10 protein-coding genes are annotated in these 19,352 nt (G+C 62.8%); 4 read left to right on the forward strand and 6 right to left on the reverse strand.

Features of this window, described 5'->3' with window-relative positions:
• Positions 1–280: 280 nt before the first annotated feature.
• Both ACEN98_RS14860 and ACEN98_RS14865 read right to left on the reverse strand, forming a co-directional pair.
• On the reverse strand, positions 281–2,497 hold the full coding sequence (locus ACEN98_RS14860; RefSeq protein ID WP_413385562.1) for a beta-glucosidase: 2,217 nt from the start codon (positions 2,495–2,497) through the stop codon (positions 281–283).
• 11 nt (positions 2,498–2,508) lie between these two features.
• Positions 2,509–5,373, reverse strand: a complete 2,865-nt coding sequence (locus ACEN98_RS14865; protein WP_413385563.1) for a glycosyl hydrolase — start codon at positions 5,371–5,373, stop codon at positions 2,509–2,511.
• Positions 5,374–5,728: 355 nt separating this feature from the next.
• Between ACEN98_RS14865 and ACEN98_RS14870 the strand changes: the two genes are divergently transcribed.
• The 4 genes from ACEN98_RS14870 to fucP all read left to right on the forward strand — a co-directional run bounded on the left by ACEN98_RS14870 (position 5,729) and on the right by fucP (position 12,448).
• On the forward strand, positions 5,729–6,055 hold the full coding sequence (locus ACEN98_RS14870; protein WP_413385564.1) for a hypothetical protein: 327 nt from the start codon (positions 5,729–5,731) through the stop codon (positions 6,053–6,055).
• Between the two features lie 129 nt (positions 6,056–6,184).
• Positions 6,185–8,563, forward strand: a complete 2,379-nt coding sequence (locus ACEN98_RS14875; protein WP_413385566.1) for a TonB-dependent receptor — start codon at positions 6,185–6,187, stop codon at positions 8,561–8,563.
• A gap of 116 nt (positions 8,564–8,679) precedes the next feature.
• Positions 8,680–11,064: an alpha-L-rhamnosidase C-terminal domain-containing protein gene (locus ACEN98_RS14880; RefSeq protein WP_413385567.1), complete on the forward strand. Its 2,385-nt coding sequence runs from the start codon at positions 8,680–8,682 to the stop codon at positions 11,062–11,064.
• Positions 11,065–11,158: 94 nt separating this feature from the next.
• The gene (gene fucP / locus ACEN98_RS14885) at positions 11,159–12,448 is read left to right on the forward strand and encodes an L-fucose:H+ symporter permease (RefSeq protein WP_413385568.1); all 1,290 of its coding nucleotides are present in this window, start codon (positions 11,159–11,161) and stop codon (positions 12,446–12,448) included.
• 51 nt (positions 12,449–12,499) lie between these two features.
• Here fucP and ACEN98_RS14890 read toward each other — a convergent pair whose 3' ends face one another.
• Genes ACEN98_RS14890 through ACEN98_RS14905 form a run of 4 tightly spaced genes read right to left on the reverse strand, consistent with a single transcriptional unit; the run spans position 12,500 to position 19,270 of the window.
• Positions 12,500–13,495, reverse strand: a complete 996-nt coding sequence (locus ACEN98_RS14890) for a glucokinase (RefSeq protein ID WP_413385569.1) — start codon at positions 13,493–13,495, stop codon at positions 12,500–12,502.
• 56 nt (positions 13,496–13,551) lie between these two features.
• The gene (locus ACEN98_RS14895; RefSeq protein ID WP_413385570.1) at positions 13,552–16,692 is read right to left on the reverse strand and encodes an efflux RND transporter permease subunit; all 3,141 of its coding nucleotides are present in this window, start codon (positions 16,690–16,692) and stop codon (positions 13,552–13,554) included.
• Positions 16,689–17,792, reverse strand: a complete 1,104-nt coding sequence (locus tag ACEN98_RS14900; RefSeq protein ID WP_413385571.1) for an efflux RND transporter periplasmic adaptor subunit — start codon at positions 17,790–17,792, stop codon at positions 16,689–16,691. The genes ACEN98_RS14895 and ACEN98_RS14900 overlap by 4 nt, the downstream gene beginning before the upstream one ends.
• A complete protein-coding gene (locus ACEN98_RS14905; protein ID WP_413385572.1) occupies positions 17,789–19,270 on the reverse strand; it encodes an efflux transporter outer membrane subunit in 1,482 nt (493 codons plus the stop codon). The genes ACEN98_RS14900 and ACEN98_RS14905 overlap by 4 nt, the downstream gene beginning before the upstream one ends.
• Positions 19,271–19,352: the final 82 nt, after the last annotated feature.

Raw genomic sequence — 19,352 nt, forward strand, 5'->3', positions numbered from 1 at the left:
GTCAGTAACACGCTATGTGGCATTGTAGGTCGGTCTAAATTTCCCATTGGTCTCTAGATCCGCAATGCAGCGTTATGAGCCGCGCGTCGACTTCCCTAACCCTGTGTCCGTCGAATCGGCAGAAAGTCACGACATCGCTTCCAATGAAGTCGCGTCAAAACGTATCGTCAATCTCTTGTTGGCGGGTATGGAAGCCGACTGCGTCTCCGCCGGCTGACTGCTGCGCCGCACGATGCAGCAGTCGCCAGGCCGCCGGCAATCCAGCGACCTGGACTCTGCCTCAAGGCGCCAGGGTTTGCGCCTTCAGGTTCAACTTGACGTCCAGTACTGCATCATTTACCGAGCGTGCGATCGCAACCTTATAGCTTCCCTCCGCGACTTTCCATTTCTGCGCAGCGGTATCGAAATTCGCCAGAACACGCGGCTCGAGGTGAACCTTCACGGTGCGCGACTCGCCCGGTTTCAAGGTCACGCGGCCCCACCCGGCCAAACGGGAGATCGTCTTGCCATCCCGGGTCGGGACCGAAGCATAAACCTGGGGCGTGTCGGTACCGGCCCGGCGCCCGACATTCTTGACCGTGAACGTGAGCGTCAAGCCGTCCTCGCCGCCGAAGCTCGGTTTTTCATAGCTGAACCTGGTATAGGAGAGTCCGAAGCCAAACGGGTACAGCGGCTTGATTTGCTGGCGCTGGAACCACCGGTAGCCGACGTCCGACCCCTCGATGTCATAGTCCACATCGAATTCCTTCATGCCCGCCGCCAGGCCATACGTCACTTCGCCCTTGGCATTGGTTTTTGCCGCCAGGCCGGGAATGGTCGGGCGCGGAAGTTGTTCTTCGCTCGCCGGGAACGTCACCGGCAGGCGGCCGGACGCATCGACGTCGCCTGCCAGCACGCTGGCGATCGCCTTGCCACCAGCGGAACCCGGATACCAGGCTTCCATGATCGCGCCCACCTTGTCTTTCCACGGCATCAGCACCGGCCCGCCCGTTTCAAGCACGACCACGGTACGCTGGTTGGCCGCTGCGACGGCCTCGATCAGCTCATTCTGCTTGCCGGGCAGGCTCAGGTTAGCGACGTCTTCGCTCTCGGTGGTCCACTGATCTGCGAACACGAGGGTCAGTTCCGCTCCCTTGGCCAGTTCGACAGCGGCGTTGACGTCATCGCCGCTTGCATACGTGATCTTCGCTTTCGGAAAGCGCTGCTGCAGCGCTTTCATTGGCGACGATGGCAGGTAGGTGATGCGCGCAAACGCCGATGCAGTGCCCGCTGGCTTGATCTCCAGTGCTGGCCCGCCGACCGGACGAACCTGCGACGAGCCGCCACCCGACAGCACGCCGATGTCCGCATGGCCGCCGATCACCGCGATCGACTTGACGCGGTTCGCGATCGGCAGCAGGTCCCTGGCATTCTTGAGCAGCACGATGCCGGCCGTGGAGGCACGTTCGCTGATGGCGTCGTTCGCCGCGTAGTCGATCGCTTGGGCAGTCGGCACAACCGGATGGTCGAGCAATCCGGTCGCTACCGCACTGCGCACGATGCGCATGGCCATGTCGCGGATGCGTTCAGCCGGCACTTCGCCGCTGGCGACGGCGTTCTTGAGCAGTTCGCCGAAATACGGCTTCGCGTCCAGAATGTAGCCGGACTGGTGGTCCAGGCCGGCCAGCGCCGCTTTCGCACCGCTGTGTACTGAACCCCAGTCGGACTGCACCCAGCCCGGATATTTCCAGTCGCCTTTCAGCACGCGGTTCAGCAGGAATTCGTTTTCGCAGGCGTACACGCCATTGACGCGATTGTAGGCGCACATGACCGCAGCGGGCTTTCCGATCTCGATCGCAATCTGGAACGCCAGCAGATCCGATTCCCGCATTGCGGCTTCACCGATCTTTGCGTTCAACACATTGCGTCCGGTCTCCTGATCGTTCATCGCGAAGTGCTTCACGGTCGACATGATGTGATTGCTCTGCACGCCGGCGATCGAATGCCCGGCAATCACCCCCGACAGCAACGGGTCTTCGCCGGCATATTCAAAATTCCGGCCATTGCGGCCGTCACGCACCAGGTTCGCGCCGCCGGCCAGGAGCACGTTGAAGCCCTTGGCACGGGCCTCCGAGCCGATCATTGCGCCGCCCTGGTAAGCCAGCTGCGTATCCCAGGTCGCCGCAACAGCGAGACCCGAGGGCAGCGAGGTGGCGACATCGTCGGTCCGTTTATTGAGAAGGTTCGCGACGCCCATCCCGGCGTCCGACTCGCGCAGCGATGGCATGCCGACGCGCTCGATGCCGGGGATATAGCCGGCGCCGATGATGGCGTCCGCCGGCACGTTCTTCCTCTGGAAGGCCGGGAACATACTCCTCAACAGGCTCATCTGCTCATCGAGCGTCATTTGCGAGACGATCGATGCAGCACGTGCCTCGACATTGTTGGTCTGGGCCTGGCCTATCGATGCCTGGCCGAGCAGGCACAGCACGCCGGCCGAAATCAGCCGGCGCTTCATGTTTGGGTAAATCACATTCCCGCCTTTCTTTGTTTGCGTACGAGATGTACTGGACCGAGCAAGCCGGCCGGTTGTTGTTTCAGGTTCTTCAGGCCCGCCTTCTTTGGATCGATCATCGCGTTGTTCGGGCTGTTGAAGACCCGGATTTCCAGCTTGTTCAGCCCAGGGCGAAGCAGAGACGTGATGTTGGCATCGAAAGGCGCGGCGATCAGGGTCTGCTGCGGTCCGCCCGCCACTGAGACGGTGGCCATGTCATGCACGGCGCCGAGTTCGAGCCACACCCGGTGTCCTCGTTCCAGCCAGGCAGCAGGGACCATGATCTCCGTGCCATAGGTCGCCTGGCCCGAGAAATCGGCGAGTCCGTCGATGGCGCTCCAATCCTTCAACTGGTCGAGCATCAGGCGCGTATTCACCGGCCGGCCATTGTGGCCATGTCCCTGGACATCCAGCGTCCATTGGCGCCGGCCCAGGTCGATGGCGTCGACTGCTTTCCATGCCATCGTCGGCGGCGCTTGCTTCCCGGTGAATACGACCAGCGCGGCGCCGCCGGCCGCGATGTCGAGATGGGTTTCCGTTGCGCCCTCCTTGTGCTCGAAAGGCAGCCCTGCCTGTGTGCCATTCGAGGCGTCCCACAATTCCGGGAAACCTTTGGCCCGCGTGGTGAAACGGACGCTGATGGCCTCGTCCTTCGGGTTGTGCAGGAAGTATGCGGAACGGCCGTCGAGCACCTTTTCGATGAACAGGCAGGAGGTTCCTGCGAAAGTCAGGTTCGCGGGAACGCCGACCTCACGGAGCGATCGTTGCAGCGTTGCGGCTGGCACGATGCGCGCGCCCGCGTTCAGCGCGGATTGCACGGCTTCCCTGACGAGCCCGTCCTGCCGTTCGTGATCGGCATAGCCTGTCGCGTGCGAAGGAGGGCGATCCACAAAGATAACCGGTAGCCCGGCTTTGGCAAAGCGGGCCAGTTGCGCGGCCGTCGCGGCGGGCAGGTTGCCACGCGCCGGCAAGACCAGGGCGGCATAGGTGGCGCCGCCGGCCGTTCGCAGGGTACGGCCCGTCACGCGGCCTTTCAGGATGCTGTCGTCGTTGATCCGGTCGTAATCGTATCCGCTCTCCAGCAGGTCATCCAGAAGCTTCGTAGTGGACGCTGGCTCGATACCATGGAAATAGCCGATCTCGCCAAGATAGACGGAGACGGGAACGACGTTGCGGCTGTTCTGCATTACGCCCTGCAGGCGGCCGATGTAGCCGGTCAGTTCACTGATCGCGTTCCAGAGCGGATTTGCTTCGCTGATCATGCTGCTGAATCCGGCCAGGAAGGGGCTGGGCGCGAACGGGTACCAGCCGGGCCAGGCATCTTTGTGCAGTGCGTAGGGAAAGCCGTGCATCGTGAGGGCGTTCGCCCCGCTCGCGATCAACAGATTGGCGCGTGCCTTCCATTGTGCGGGCGTGATTTCGAACGATTTGCCGGGCCAGCACAGGCTCTCGCACCCGACCAGCTTGCGACCGTACAGGTTGGCGGCGGCGCGCGCCAGGCGCATGAAGTGCGTATCGCCGCCGGATTCAAGGTCTTCGGTTTCAGGAATGTCCGCCAACCCGTACGACTGCAACAGATCGCTCGGGCCGCCGTGTGCCTGCAGGCGCGCCTGCAGGCCATGTTGATGGTTCCACTCGACGAATGGCTGCAAGAAGTTTTCGATAAACAGTTCTGACAGGGTCTGGCGATAATCAGCCCGGATCCGGTCCCCGGTATCGCCGGCGTCGAAGTAGGGTGGGGAGCTATGCTGGTTCCAGGCTTCCATCCATCCGGGTTGCAGCAGGTGGGGTAGGTAGGGCGTCAGGTCATAGCCGCGGCGCGCCTGGAACTGCGCCAGCAAGTCCTCTGACCAGTACATGTCCGGCATGAGTTCCAGGCTGTCGACGAAGGTCGCCCGCAGGGCGCGTGCCGGTACGCCGCCTGGCGCCATTGGATCGCCGATACGGCGCGCATGCGCCTCGAAGGCGGCACGTTTAAAGTGATCGAGGACCAGTTGCGGCCCTTCGCCCACGCCTGCCATGACGGAGCTGTCGACCACGAATTGCTTGAAAACGACGATCTGCCACGTCCCCTCGCTCGGCGGGATCCAATCGATTTTCCCGTCCGCGCCAAGCTTGTCAGTCAGGACAATGCCTTTTGGCGTGTCCATCTTCCCGGACGCCTTGACCACTGCTTTCCTGAAGTTCTTGTTGTCGGTCAGTTCCGGCTCTGCGCTCTTGATGGCAACGACCGCCACGATCTTCTGGCGTGCGGCCAGGCGGTCACGCCAATCCTTGACGCGCGGGTCTTTCCCCCTTGCGTCCAGTGACGACATGGCGCCAAATTTGCGTGTGTTGGGCGGAATCTTCACCTGGATGGGGCCGGTCAGCGGGGCTTGTACGCTCGTGATGGCCGGCGTCAGCTCGATCAGCGCGAGTTCCGGTGTGATCGCGAAACCACCACCCGACGGCCAGGCCGAACCGAAGGTCGTGTCGATCTGCAGGCCTTGAGCCTGGGCTTCGTCGGTGCAGACCTTCAGGTGCTCAAAATATGCTGCATTGGCGTAGTCATTCAGGCGGGCGCGCTCTTGCAGGGTAAGGTCGGGAATCGCCGGATTGAAGGCCTGGATTTCGGCGCCGCCAAATCCGGCGGCGTTCAAGAGCCTGATTTCGCGACGCAGTTCGCTGTCGTCCACGACGCCACCGGGCCACCACCAGCGTACCCAGGGTCTTGCCTGACGGGGCGGCCGCTGGAAGACCTGCTGATAGGTGAGCGTCGTATTCGCGGCGCGAGCCGGCAATGTTGCCAGGCTCGCCAGCCCAGCCAGCGACGAAAGGAAGTTCCTGCGGTTTAAGCGCATCCGTCATGTCTCCATGTTTGTTATTGGCCCCGACCTGATCGTCATTCAATTGATCAGATTTCGACTCGGCACGAGCCTAAGTAAAGCGAAAAGTCGTGTCAATCAATGGCCAATCAACTTTTTGCAAAGTTCGATCACGGCGCAACAAGTTATGTGCGGAACGGTGCAAACCAGTGATTATTTCGTGTTTGCGGGGGGCGCGCTCTTTGCGCCCGTTGACACTGGTCGGCAAGTCCTTTTTACTAGGAAACACGGATTTACAACTGAAAGCGCGCTCAGGTAGATCACCACTATTGACTGCGCGTGTGTTCGAAATGGTGAAACGGAGATAGCAATGCAATTTACGAGACTTGCGGTGGCAGCCATTCTGGCTGGTTTGATGTCTGGCCCGGCGATGGTGCAAGCCCAGACCGGTCAACAACCGGCGGCGGGCCAGGCCGCACAAGCGCAGGGCAAACTGTCGGTTGATTCGTTGGTCGGCGACATCCTCGACTACCCCGCAGCAAAGGCCGTCCTGGTCAAGCACATCCCGGCGATCGGCGAGGATGACCAGATCGAGCAGGCGCGCAGCATGACGCTCCGTTCGCTCCAGCAGTTCGCTCCCGACGCATTTACCGATGCCGTCCTCGCCGCCATCGATGCCGACCTGGCAAAGTTGCCGCCGGGCGCGCTCAAGCACTAAGCCCCCCTGCTTTGCCGCCCAATGCTTGGGCGGCACTGCCGACAATCCGCTACTCAGATAAAAAAAGGCCGCGCGAAGCGACGGCGCAGATGCGTCACGTCCATCGTGTCGGTCCAGGAGACGTAATCAATGAACTATCGTTCCGATATCAATCAGCATTCCGGCTTCAAGCTGTCGCTGTGCGCAGCCGCGCTGACAATGGCATTCCCGACTTTTGCCCAACAAGGCGCTCCGGCTGCCGACACGGGCACCCAGGCCACGGCACAAAAGTCGAACCAGATCCAGGAAGTCGTCATCACCGCCTCCAAGCGCCGGGAAAGCATCCAGTCGGTGCCGATGTCGGTCGATGCACTGACGTCCGAAACGCTGCAAAAAAATAACATCCAGCAGTTCGCCGACGTGGAAAAGCTGAGCCCTGGACTGGTCTTGAACAACGCCGACGGGCGCGGGCAGAACATCTCCCTGCGTGGGGTGACGTTCGACCCCGATACGGGCGCGAGCCCGACGGTGCAGGTGTATTGGAACGAAACGCCGATTTCGACGTCCGATGCCTTCCGCAGTCTCTTCGACATAGGACGGATCGAAGTGCTGCGTGGTCCTCAGGGCACGCTGCGCGGCCAGACCTCGCCGGCCGGCGCCATCACGGTCGCGACTCGCGTGCCCAATCTCGATTCTGTCGAGGGTACGATCAACCAGACTTGGGGATCCCACAAACTGTGGAATACGCAAGCAGCCGTCAACGTACCGCTCATCGAGGGTAAGCTGGCCATGCGTGTGGCCGCGGTATATGACCGCAGCTCGAACGATGTCCATAACGTCGTGAACGGGCGCGACAATGGCGATCGCGCACGCGGCGGCCGCATCTCGCTCCTTTACCAACCCTTCAAAAACCTCGAAGTTCTGTTGGTGCATCAGCAACTCAAAGACGAAAACACGAATTATCCGGTGAACACGGGCGCGCCCGTGGCCGGGCAGGGCAGCGGTCCCACCTTGACGCAGGGGGACCGCAGTTCCGTGGTCGAAGGAAACTATGATTTCTATAACCGGACGAAGCTGACTTCGCTGAACGTTACCTGGAATCTCGACGGCCACAAGCTGAGCTATATCGGTGGCTTCCAGCAGAGCAGGGAAGTAGACGATCGCGATCAGGACATCACGAATGTCATTCAGAACTACGTCAGCCAGCAGCTCGTCAACATCAAGGGTTTGCAGCGGACGCACGAAGTGCGATTCGAATCGACCGACGGCGGCTTCTGGAATTACATGTTCGGCCTCTATTACACGAAGAGTTCGTTCTCCTCGCGGTTCACGCAGCCTCTCGCATATTTTTTCCCGGTGCCGTACGGCGCACCGATGACGATCCAGCTCGAGGGATACACCGCGCCCGGAACGTATGGCAAAGGCACAGCCTTCTTCACCGATCATCGTTTCGCATTAAGCGCAAATGACACCCTCGAAGTCGGTGCCAGGCACCAGAAGAACGAGTCGTATTCGCAACAATATCTGAACGTGTTTGGAAACACCACGGAATCCTTGCCGAAAGGTTTTGCGAATCAGGAGAGCAAGCACTGGACTGGATCCGCCAGCTACAAGCACACCTTTAATAAGGACGTGATGGCTTACGTCAGCTATGCGGGTGGATATCGTCCGGGGGGCGCAGCCGGTTTCGTGACCGCAGCTGGTCTGGACCCCAATTACATCGTGTACAAGCCGGAAAAAAGCAATTCGATCGAGCTTGGCGTGAAATCGTCGTTCCTGAACCGGACGGTAACGCTCAACGCGGACATCTTCCAGCAAAAGATAAAGAACTATATTGGTCGCGCGAACAACGTTTACGTCAGGACGGCCGCCGTGGCGGGTGAAGGGCCAGGCCCCGGCGCCGGTGGCACTTATCCTGCGGACGCTGCCACCGGTGGCATCAACCTCAATACGAATGGCGACGTGATCGCCCGCGGCCTGGAAGCCACCGCCAACTGGCGCATCAACCCGGACTGGCGCGCCCAGTTGTCTCTGAGCTATGTCGACGCGCACTACGACAAGGCCAACCTGTATTGCAATGACACCAATAACGACGGGAAGCCCGATAATCTTGGGTTCGCCGTGCAGCCGGGACGCCAGATTTCCTTATGCCGTAGCAGCCGCCCGCTGGCGGATAGCTCGGAAAACGAAGCTGGACGCCTGAACGCGGTCCTGCAGTCCGAATATGCGCGCCCAATCTCCAATTATGAAGGCTTCGTGCGAGGACTGATCCGGTACACCCCGCCCAGCTATTACCTGCCGACGAGCGAAAATATTCCATCGTTCATCCCGGTCGACCTGTACGTTGGCATGCGCGATTCGGAACGGCGTTGGGAAATCAGCCTGTGGACCCAGAACTTGTTCGACCGTTCGAACAAGGGGAGCGGCTCGCTTAACTATGTGGGTGGACTCCCTGGTGGCTACCTTATTTCCCGCGTACCGCAACAGCGCCGAGTCGGTGTAACCCTGCGCTACGACTTCGGTATGTGAGCAAGGTTGGCAGCGTTGCCGGACAATGACATGGCAGCGCTGCCGCATGGGCACCCGCAGGCGGCAAGCGCATTTGGCGGAGCGCACCCAGGCAAACACCAGATTGGAGAGTAGATTTGAAAAAAGTCAGAAATTTATTGACGTGGTCCGGGTTCTTCAAGACCCATTCACTGATCGGCGCCCTGGTTCTCTCGCTTGCCATTCCGGTTGCACATGCCGAGGTCACCGCGCCGGTGTGGATTACCGATCCGGAAGCGCGCGACATGACTTCGGTCGTTTTGCACTTCCGGCAGAAGCTGGCGCTGCAAACCAAACCCACGGCGCTGTGGGTCGATATCAGTGCGGATAATCGCTTCACCCTGTATGTCAATGGCGAGCGCGTCGCCAAAGGCCCGGCGACCAGCGACCTGGCTCACTGGCGCTATAAACGTATCGACCTCGCGCCGTATCTACGCCCTGGCCAGAATGACATTGCGGCCGTGGTGTGGAATTATTCCATTCCGTCGGGTCCGATGTCCCAGATCTCTTCACGGACCGGCTTCTATTTCAAGGCGGAAGACGAGGCTTACGCTTCCCTGAATAGTGGTCCTGGCTGGCGCGTCAAACTGGACCGCGGCCATCGCTCGTTGTCGGGCATGGGGCAGATTAACAAGCAGTTCAAAGGTTTGTATTACGTTGCGGCGGCGCCTGAGACGATCGACGCGGCGGCGGCGGACTGGGACTGGAAAACTGGCTCCGTCGCATCGGAATCCGGCTGGCATGTGGCCGTCCCGGCAACCGACGAGAAGCATCCCGCACGCTGGGACCTGACCGCCGACCCACTGCCCGAGATGAGCTATCGCAGGATCGAGAATGGCAAGGTCGTGCGAACGGACCTTCCGGAGGCAAAGAACTTCCCCTCCGGTGCCGTCACCATTCCCGCCCGTACTCATACCAGGATTCTTGTCGACCAGGGTTACATGACTGCCGCTTACCCGAAACTGTCCGTCGCAGGAGGCGAAGGTGCGTCCATCAAGCTGTCGTATGCCGAAGCGCTGTACGACGCGAACGGCAAGAAGGGAATACGTGACGAGGTCGGTGACTGCATCGTCAAGGGCATCTTCGATACCTTTACCGCAGACGGCAAGCCGCGCACGTTCGAGCCGCTCGAATGGCGCGTGTGGCGCTTCATGGAGCTGGATGTCCAGACCCAGGACGCACCCTTGACCCTGCAAGGAATGGAGGCCTACGAAACGGGTTATCCGTTCCAGCAAAAAGCGCGATTCGAGGCGAGCGAGGCCGCCTTGAAGCAGATCTGGGACATCGGTTGGCGGACTGCCCGCATCGACGCCCACGAGACCTACATGGACTCGGCGTATTGGGAAAAGCTGCAATACGTGGGAGATACACGCCTGCAGGCGCTGATCTCGTACGCAGTGTCGGGGGACGACAGACTCGCGGTCAACGCGATCGACATGATCGGCTGGTCGGACCGCGACGGCCTCACCGAAGGCGCCTATCCGAGCCGCGGACGAAATATCATCGCCCCGTTCTCCCTGCTTTGGATCGCGATGGTCGATGACTACTACCAGCGGCGTCCGGACGCGGACGTGGTTCGGCGCAACCTGCCTCGCGCACGTCGGATCATCGACTGGTACGCGAAATACATGCATTCGTCGAACCTGCTGGGGAAGAACCCGACCTGGAATTTCGTGGACTGGGTCGGCATGCAGCGTGACCAGTTCCCCAGCTTTGACGCGAACGAAGAGTCCTGCCTCACGACCCTGTTCTATCTTGGCGCGCTCCAGCAAATGGGGCGGATGGAAAAGGCACTGGGCGACGCAGGCATCGGCAGCGACTACGAGGCTCGCTCGGTAAAAATCACGGAAGCGCTGCGCGCAAAATGCTGGAGTCCTGCACGTCAGTTGTTTGCCGACGATCCATCGCTGACAAAATTCTCGCAGCACACCAACTCGCTGGCCATCATGTATGGCGTGGCCAAGCCTGAGGATGCCAAAGGGATCGTTCGCCGCATGACGACGCCGAACGGCATCACGCCGCCGGAAGGCGTCATTCCCACCAGCTATTACTTCTCGTGGTATCTGGGCCGGGCGCTCGTCCAGGCGGGCCTGGGCGACCAATACCTGCAAATGTTGCAGACCTGGCGCGACCTGTTGAAGCTGAACTTTTCCACCTGGCCCGAGGAGGGCGGCGATACGCGCTCGGATACCCATGCGTGGACCGGTCACCCAACCTCGGAACTGCTCGAGATCGTTGCGGGTGTCGGACCGGCCGCACCAGGGTTCGCCAAGGCCAGGATCGAACCGCATCTGGGTTCATTGACTTCGCTCGACGCCGTGGTGCAGACGCCGTCCGGACCGATTTCCGTATCGTACCGGGTCAAGGGCGGCAAACTTACCGCCGTCATCGATAAACCGGCCTCCTTGCCAGCAGTGTTCTCCTGGCACGGGCGGGAACATCCGCTCAAACAAACCAGGACCACACTGCGGTTGGCACGATGAGCCGCTGAACGCAAGGCATGGCTCGCCGCCATCAGGGCGAGCCATTGTCACTTCCATTTCCTCGAACTCCTGGAACCCGTTATCTTCCGATCTCATGGAACACATTCCATCCACGCAGGCGCTCCAGCCACATGACCGCGCTGAAGGCGGCACTTCCGCTCCACTTGTCATCGTTACCATGCTGTTCTTCATGTGGGGACTTCTCACGTCGCTGAACGATGTCCTGATTCCCCACCTCAAAGCGGTCTATACACTCAGCTATGTACAGGCGATGCTGGTGCAATTCTGCTTCTTCGGCGCCTATTTCATCGTGTCGCTGCCGGCCGGGATGCTGATCAGGCGTATCGGTTACCAGCGTGGCGTCGTCGTCGGGCTCGCCGGCGCGGCTGTAGGCTGCGCACTGTTCTATCCGGCGGCCATGAACGGCTACGGGCTGTTCCTGCTGGCGTTCTTTGTCCTGGCGGCCGGCATCACGACGCTCCAGGTAGCGGCCAATCCCTATGTCACCGTACTCGGCGATGCGCATACTGCTTCGAGCCGCCTGACCCTGACGCAGGCCTTCAATTCGCTCGGTACGACGATCGGACCGGCACTCGGCGGCCTGCTGATCCTGTCCGGAATCATGCTGGACGACCGGCAGCTGGCCCAGTTGCCGGCGCAGGCCCAGGTCGCCTATCGCGCAAGCCAGGCGGCGATGGTCCAGCAGCCCTATCTGCTTTTGGCAGGCCTGCTGTTGATGCTGGCGGTGATCTTTGCCGTCATCAATCTGCCGAAAATCGCCCACGGCGACGAGCAGGCGACGGTGCAGGGCACGTCGTCCATTTTCGCGCATCGTCATCTGGTGCTGGGAGTCGTGGCCATCTTCCTGTATGTGGGCGGCGAGGTGAGCATCGGCAGCTTCCTCATCAATTTCATGGAAGATCCGAACATCGCGTCGCTCGGCCAGGCTGAAGCGGCCCGCTTTGTCAGCTTCTACTGGGGTGGGGCGATGGTCGGACGCTTCATCGGGTCTGCCGCGATGCGTCATATCAGCCCTGGCAAAGCGCTGGCGTTCAATGGGGCGTGTTCCATGCTGCTCATCCTGGGCGCAGTCCTGGGTCGGGGGCACCTGGCGATGTGGTCCATCCTTGCGGTCGGGCTCTGCAACTCGATCATGTTCCCGACCATTTTCAGCATGGCGCTGCGCGGCCTCGGCAAGCTCGCCGGGCAAGGGGCGGGCCTGCTGTGCATGGGGATCGTCGGCGGCGCGCTGGTGCCGTTTGCCCAGGGCATGGTGGCCGACAAGCTCGGCGTGCAGCCCTCGTTTGCCGTGCCGGTCCTGTGTTACGCCTTCATTTGCTACTACGGCTGGAAATACCGCGCGGCGCTCGTACGGCCATCGTAACCGCGCACACCTTGCAGAGGCTGGGGCGGCGGGAACATGGTGCCGCCGGGATTACGGGCGACCGTTATGTCTGTTGGGGTGCGCGAGTTGGTCCGCCAGGATGGCGGATGCCCCAAGCAGCGCCGGATAAGGTGCGCTGATGACCCAAGTGGGGATGCGGGCAGTAAACGCACTCAAGCGGCCCTTTCGTTCGAAGCGCTCGCGGAATGGTGAGCCGGCGAAGTAGCTACCCAGGCGGGGCACGACGCCACCCCCGATATAGACGCCACCTCGGGCACCCAACGTCAACGCCAGGTCGGCCGCAACTGTGCCGAGCATCCCGCAAAAACAGTCGACCGCTTCTCGGCTCAGTTGATCGCCACCGGCCAAGGCCCGGGCCACAATATCGCCCGGCCTGAGCCCAGGATCGGTGGGCAATCCCCGACTTGCGGCGAGTGCCTCACGGATCAGTGCGATTCCGGGGCCCGAAACGAAGCGCTCGGACGAGACATGGTCATAGCGCTGCCAGCAATACCTCAGCACATCCGCCTCACGTTCGTCCATTGGAGAAAATGCAGCATGGCCACCCTCGCTCTCCAAGGGTATCCAGCGTCCTCCAGCAGGGATCAGGCCGGATACACCGAGCCCGGTGCCGGCGCCGACCAGCCCGATGGCGCTCCGGGGACGCGCGTCGCCGCCGCCAACCTGGACCAGGTCGGCCTCGCCGAGTAAAGGAAGCGACATGGCCAGGGCAGTGAAGTCGTTGAGGACAACCAGCGTGGCCAGTCGTAGTTCGCTGCGCGCGGCTGCTATCGAAAACGACCAGTGATGGTTCGTCATGCGTATGGCGTCACCATCCACCGGATTGGCGATCGCAACCACGGCATGCCGGACTGGCACGGCGCAACCGTCCAGGTAGGTCCGAACCGCGTCCACGAATCGCGAGTACTCGGCGCACGCCAGCGTACGCGTGTCGTGCACTTTTCCTGGCGCGGATTCGAGCGCGAAGCGCGCATTGGTGCCGCCGATGTCAGCCAGCAGGCGCGGGCCGTCGATATAGTCATGCATGTCTCTTCCTCTTGCTCTACTCACGGATGGAATGTGCCGTCAATGGTGTCGCCGAATCAAACCTTCGGCGTATCGGCCACTTCGACACTTGCAGATACCAGACCGGCTCCGCCGGGCCGACGGTTGTCCGATAACTTTGACCTGGTAAGAAAGACGACGCAGCGCTTGAGCCATAACAGGCCGTCGTCCACATAGGTGAAGACCACCGGGATGACCAACAGGCTGAGCAAGGTCGAGGTCACCAGGCCGCCGATCACGCCGATCGCCATCGGCGAACGGAAGCTCGGATCGGCGCCGAGTCCCATCGCGATCGGCATCATGCCTGCGCCCATCGCAATCGTCGTCATGAGGATCGGACGCGCCCGCTTGTGGCAAGCGTCCATCAGCGCGTCAAACCTGCTCACGCCCTGTTCACGCCGCGCCATCACGGCGTATTCCACCAGCAGGATGGAATTCTTGGTCACCACGCCCATCAGCATCAGCAGGCCAATCACGGAAGGCAGCGACAGGCTGTTGTTGGTGATGAGCAGGGCGACCATCGCGCCGCCGACCGAAAGCGGCAGGGCAGCGAGAATCGTCACCGGCTGCAGGAAATCATGGAACAGCAGCACCAGCACCAAGTAGATGCAGGCCACGCCGATGACGATTGCCACGCCGAAGTTCTCGAACAGTTCAACCATCATCTCGGCGTCGCCGGACTGAACCTGCTGTACGCCGTTCGGCAGCGACTGCAGCGAAGGCAGGCGCTTGGCCTCCGCCAGCACTTCGCCGATGCTGCGCCCGCCCAGTTCTACCTTGATCGTCGTCTGCCGCATGCGGTCGCGCCGGTTGATCTGGCTCGGCCCGCTGCCGGTACGGATCTCGGCGATGTTCGCCAGCGTCACCGGACCATTGCTGCCCAGAACCCGAATCTGGCCGATCGCGTCGATGTCGCGGCGGATTTCGCCGGCAAGGCGGACCCGAACGTCCACTTGACGCTCAGGCAGGTTCAGCTTGCTCATGGCCGCGGCATAGTCGCCGTATGTGGCCATCCTGACGGCCGAGGCCAGCGCCTCGCTGGTCACGCCGAGATCGGCGGCACGGGCGTAGTCCGGCGTGATCTGAATCTCCGGCCTCTGCAGGCTTGCGCCCGAGGTGACCGAACCGATCCCTCGCAGGGTGCGCAGCTCGCGCTCCACGGTACGGCTCGCGCCGGCAAGCGCGTCGGCATGATCACTGGCCAGCATGATCAGCAGCGATTCCCCGGTGTTGGCGCCGCCCACGGTAATCCGCGCGCCCGGCACAGAGGCCAGTGCGTTGCGGATTTCCTGCTCGATCACGGACTGTTTGTAGTCGCGCTCCGTGCGCGGCGTCAGTGTCAGTATCAGCGTCGCGGTTCGGGCATCGCTGCCGCTAGTGGCGGCGCTATTGCTGTTGGCGCTGATCGTCGTTCCGACCGAACTGAACACGTGACGCACGTCCTTGATCGTGGCCAGGCGCTGCTGGACCAACTCGGTGACGCGCAGGGTGTCGTCGATCCGGCTGCCCGGGGTCAGCTCGATGCCGACCTGCGTCTGGCTTTGGTCTGCCGGGGGCACGAAGCCAGTCGGCAGCAGAGGAATGAGGGCGAGGGATGCGACGAAGAAGCCGACCGCCCCGAGCACGGTGGTCTTGCGGTGCGCCTGGCACCAGCGCGCGCAGGCAAGGTAGCGCAGCATCAGCCAGCCGTCGCGTTCCTCCGGATGGTCGCCCTTGAGCAGGTAGGCCGCCATCATCGGCGTCAGCAGCCGCGCTACCAGCAGCGACGCGAGCACCGAGATCGCGGCCGTCATGCCGAACTGGCGGAAGAACATACCGGCGATGCCGCTCATGAAGGCGGTGGGCAGGAATACCGCCACCAGCGCCAGCGTGGTGGCCACCACGGCCAGGCCGATTTCATCGGCCGCGTCGAGGGCCGCCTGGATCGGCGGCTTGCCCATCCGCAGGTGGCGAACGATGTTCTCGACTTCCACGATCGCGTCGTCGACCAGGATGCCGATGACAAGCGCCAGTGCCAGCAGGCTCAGCGTATTCAGTGTGAAGCCGAGGAAGTACATCGCTGCAAATGTCGGGATGATCGACAGCGGCAGGGCGGCGGCCGAGACCAGGGTGGCACGCCAGTCGCGGAGGAACCAGAACACGACCAGAACCGCCAGCACGGCGCCTTCGTACAGCAGGTGCATCGAGCCATCGTAATTGTCCTCGATCGCGTCGACCAGGTTGTAAGCCTGGCCGAACTTCACGTGCGGATGCGCGGCCTGCAGCCTGGCCACGGCCTTCCGTACCCCGGCCATCACGGACACTTCGCTCGCCCCTTTGCTACGGGTAACCTGGAATGCAATGACCCGCTTGCCGTCGAGCTGGGCGTAGGAAGTCCGTTCGGCATACGCATCCTTCACGGTCGCAACCTGGTCGAGGCGCACGTGGCGCCCGTCACCCAAGGGAATCTGCAAGCGTGCGATCTCGTCGGCGGTGCCGACCGCGCCGAGCGTGCGCAGCGACTGGTTCTGCCCCGTCAGCCTGCCTTCGCCGCCGGACAGGTCGCGCTGAACTGCCCGCAGCTGGCTGGATACCGTGCCCGCACCGATGCCGAGGCCGTTGAGCCGTACCGCATCGAGCTCGACCACCACTTCGCGGTCGACGCCGCCGATGCGCGTGACCTCGCCGACGCCGGGAACGGAGCGCATGGCCTTGGCGACATCGTGGTCGACGAACCACGACAGCGGCTCCTCGCCCATGCGGTCCGACTGCACGGTGTAGGTCACGATCGCTCCGCCGGTCACGGTCATCTTCGAGATGGTCGGCGGCTGCATCTCGGCAGGCAGTTCAGGACGGGCGCTGTCGACGGCGTTGCGGACCTGATTCAGCGCTTCTTCGCCGTTCTTCTCGAGTTTGAACTGCGCGGCGATCGCCACGGTGCCATCGGTGACGGTCGTGGTGATGTGATCCAGTCCCGACACGGTCGCGATCCTGTCCTCGAGCTTGCGCGCGACTTCTGTCTCCAGCTGGCTCGGCGCCGCACCCTCGAGCACCGCGCTCACATTGATGACAGGAAGGTCCATGTCAGGCAAGCTCTGCACGCCAAGCTTGTTAAAACCTACGATCCCGAGGACCGTCAGGACGACGAACAGCAGAATTGCCGGAACCGGATTGCGGATCGACCAGGCAGAGCAGTTCATGCGGATTCCTTTGCTGCGCCGAGACGGACGGCATCGCCGTCATTGAGGAAGGCACCTCCACTGCGCACCACCGGCGTGCCCGGCTTGATGCCATCGAGGATCTCGACCTGGTCTGCGCGGCTGCGGCCAGTACGCACTTCGTGCTGGATCACGGTCTGGCGTCCGGCGTCGATCTCGAACACATAGCTGCGGCCGTCGCGCAGGGTGATGGCACTGCTCGGCAGTACGGTGGCCGGACGCTGGCCAAGCGCGATACTGCCGCTCGCATAGGCGCCGGCACGCGCACCCGCGCCCTTGGGCAACTCCACGTAAGCGATCGCCACGCGGGTTTTCTGGTCGAGCGTCGGCGCCAGTTGCCGCACGCGGCCCTTGACGGTGACGCCGCCCGGCAGGCCGATTTCCGCTTCGTTGCCGATCCTGAGCTGGGCAAGCTGCACGGCGTCGAGCTCGGCGCGCCATTCGATGCGTTCATCGCGCACCAGCGTAAACAGCTCGGCGCCGCTGGCAACGACGGCGCCCAGCGTCGCGCTGCGGCTGGCAATGACGCCGTCGTCGACGGCGACGATACGGGTCTGGCCAAGACGGATGCGTGCGCTCTCCAGGTCGGCTTCGGCCGATTTCAGCGTGGCGGCCGCCGTCAGTTCCGTGATCTCGTATTGCTCGATCTGTTGGCCGGACAGTGCGCCGCTCGCGCGGACTGCGTTACCGCGGCGGACATCGGACTGGGCTTCGCTCAGCCGGGCGCGCGCCGAGGCGACGGCGGCTTCGGCCTTGCGCACGTCTGTCCTGACCGTCTCGCTGGCCAGTTCGGCCAGCAGCTGTCCACGCTTGACGCGCGTACCGACGTCCACATGCAGTGCGCTGATGCGCAGGCCGCCGGTTTCGGCGCTGATGGTGGCTTCCTGCCAGGCGGCCAGCGGACCGCTGGCCGAGACGGCGAAAGGCCAGCTCACCTGGGCTGGCCGGACCGCTTCCACCGCAAGGCTCTTCGCTTTGCCGGGCGCGTTCGGCACCGCGGCGGGCGCCGGCGCGCGCACTATCAGGACGACCGCGGCGAGGGCGGCCACGGTGATAAGGGTAAAGCGCTTGGTTCGGGTCATTGCGAAACTCCGGTGGGATACGTGGTATTGGTGTTCTGCCAGCCTCCGCCAAGGGCCTTGTAGAGCGCAATGCCGTACAGAACCCGGTCGCGCCGGGTGGAAACAAGGGCCTGTTCCGCCTGCAGCGCGGAGCGGCGGGACTCTTCGAGGGTCAGCAGGCTGATACCGCCCGCCTGCCAGTTTTCCTGGGCCGATTCGAAGTAGCGGCGATAGTCGCGCGCGCTGGCGGCCACGTCGTCGAGGCGCTTGCCGGCCGCGTCGAGCCGCACCAGGCTTTGCTCGGTTTCGCGTACGGCGCTGCGTACGGCGCCCTGGTAGGACGCCAGCGCCATGTCGTAGCCGGCACGCACCGAGCTCACTTGTGCACGCAGCCGGCCACCATCAAAAAAGGGCAGGGAGAGCGAGGGGCCGAAGGACCACGGACTGGTGTTCAAGGTCGTTCCTCCCGCCGAGGTCCGGCCGACCGCTACCGATCCAAGAAGGGAGAGGCGGGGATACCGGCTCGATTCGGCAACGCCGACGTCGGCACTGGCCGCCGCCAGCGTGCGTTCGGCGGCCACGAGGTCAGGGCGCTGGCTGAGGAGTTGGGCGGGTACGGCACGGACCTCGAGGGCGGCCGGGACGGGAATGGCGGGAACCTCTTGCCCTAGATGCCGGCGAAGCTGCGGCTCGTCGAGACCAGTCAGGGCGACGAGCGACTTGACCCCAAGTTCGCACTCGGCCTCCTGTGCCGTGAGCGAAGCCGAGGCATTCGCGACGCCGGCGCTGGCCAGTGTCAGTTCAGCCGGCGCGGTCAGCTGGAGCTCAGCGGCGACGCGAATGCCGGCCGCGGTCTTGCGCAGCGAATCCAGGTTGTCACGCTGGCTCTGCGCCAACAGCCGGCAGGCGCGGTACCTGACATACTCGCTGGCGACTTCGGCGGCGAGAGAGACCCGTGCGTCATGCCAGTCGGCTTCGCGTGCCTGCACGCGCGCCGAGGTGGCTTCACGATTGCGCTGCACGGATCCAAACAGGTCGATCTCCCAGCTGGCATCCAGGCCCGCCGAGCTGACCGTGGTCATCGCTGTCTGGCTGGCCAACAGCGGATTTGCGCCGCCGGCGTCACCGGCGCGCAGGGAGCCACTGCGCGTTGCGCCGATTCCCGCATTCAACGTCGGCAGCGCGCCGGCGCCAGCCTGGTCACGGCTCGCCCTGGCCGCGGCGATCGCGGCGGCGGCCTGGCCCAGTGTCGGGTGATCCGCTTCGCCGGCGCGGAGCAACAGGTCGAGCGTCGGGTCGTTGAAGCCCTGCCACCAGGCGAGCAGGGCGCCGGTGCTGCCTCCGTGTGGAAGCGCCGCTTCCCACGCCGCAGGTATCTTCAGGGAAGGTGGCGTATAGTCCGGTCCTACCGTGGCACAGCCGACAAGGGTTGCGAGTGCGGTCGCAAGTGCAACACGCAGTAGTCCATGGATAACCATGGGCCCGGATGAGAAGTTCATGATGTTTCGGGATATGACGGGTTATCGTCCATATTAACTGTACCAATGAGTTCAAGTATGCGCTTGACGCAGTGAGCGCGTC

It is taken from the genome of Massilia sp. CT11-137 (assembly GCF_047302885.1).
Classification (GTDB): Bacteria; Pseudomonadota; Gammaproteobacteria; order Burkholderiales; family Burkholderiaceae_D; genus Telluria; species Telluria orientalis.

Bases quoted from the DNA above. Each gene is read 5' to 3' on its own strand.
- ACEN98_RS14860 (WP_413385562.1), bottom strand. From the start codon at position 2,497: ATGAAGCGCCGGCTGATTTCGGCCGGCGTGCTGTGCCTGCTCGGCCAG.
- ACEN98_RS14865 (WP_413385563.1), bottom strand. From the start codon at position 5,373: ATGCGCTTAAACCGCAGGAACTTCCTTTCGTCGCTGGCTGGGCTGGCG.
- ACEN98_RS14875 (WP_413385566.1), top strand. From the start codon at position 6,185: ATGAACTATCGTTCCGATATCAATCAGCATTCCGGCTTCAAGCTGTCG.
- fucP (WP_413385568.1), top strand. From the start codon at position 11,159: ATGGAACACATTCCATCCACGCAGGCGCTCCAGCCACATGACCGCGCT.
- ACEN98_RS14890 (WP_413385569.1), bottom strand. From the start codon at position 13,495: ATGCATGACTATATCGACGGCCCGCGCCTGCTGGCTGACATCGGCGGC.
- ACEN98_RS14895 (WP_413385570.1), bottom strand. From the start codon at position 16,692: ATGAACTGCTCTGCCTGGTCGATCCGCAATCCGGTTCCGGCAATTCTG.
- ACEN98_RS14900 (WP_413385571.1), bottom strand. From the start codon at position 17,792: ATGACCCGAACCAAGCGCTTTACCCTTATCACCGTGGCCGCCCTCGCC.
- ACEN98_RS14905 (WP_413385572.1), bottom strand. From the start codon at position 19,270: ATGAACTTCTCATCCGGGCCCATGGTTATCCATGGACTACTGCGTGTT.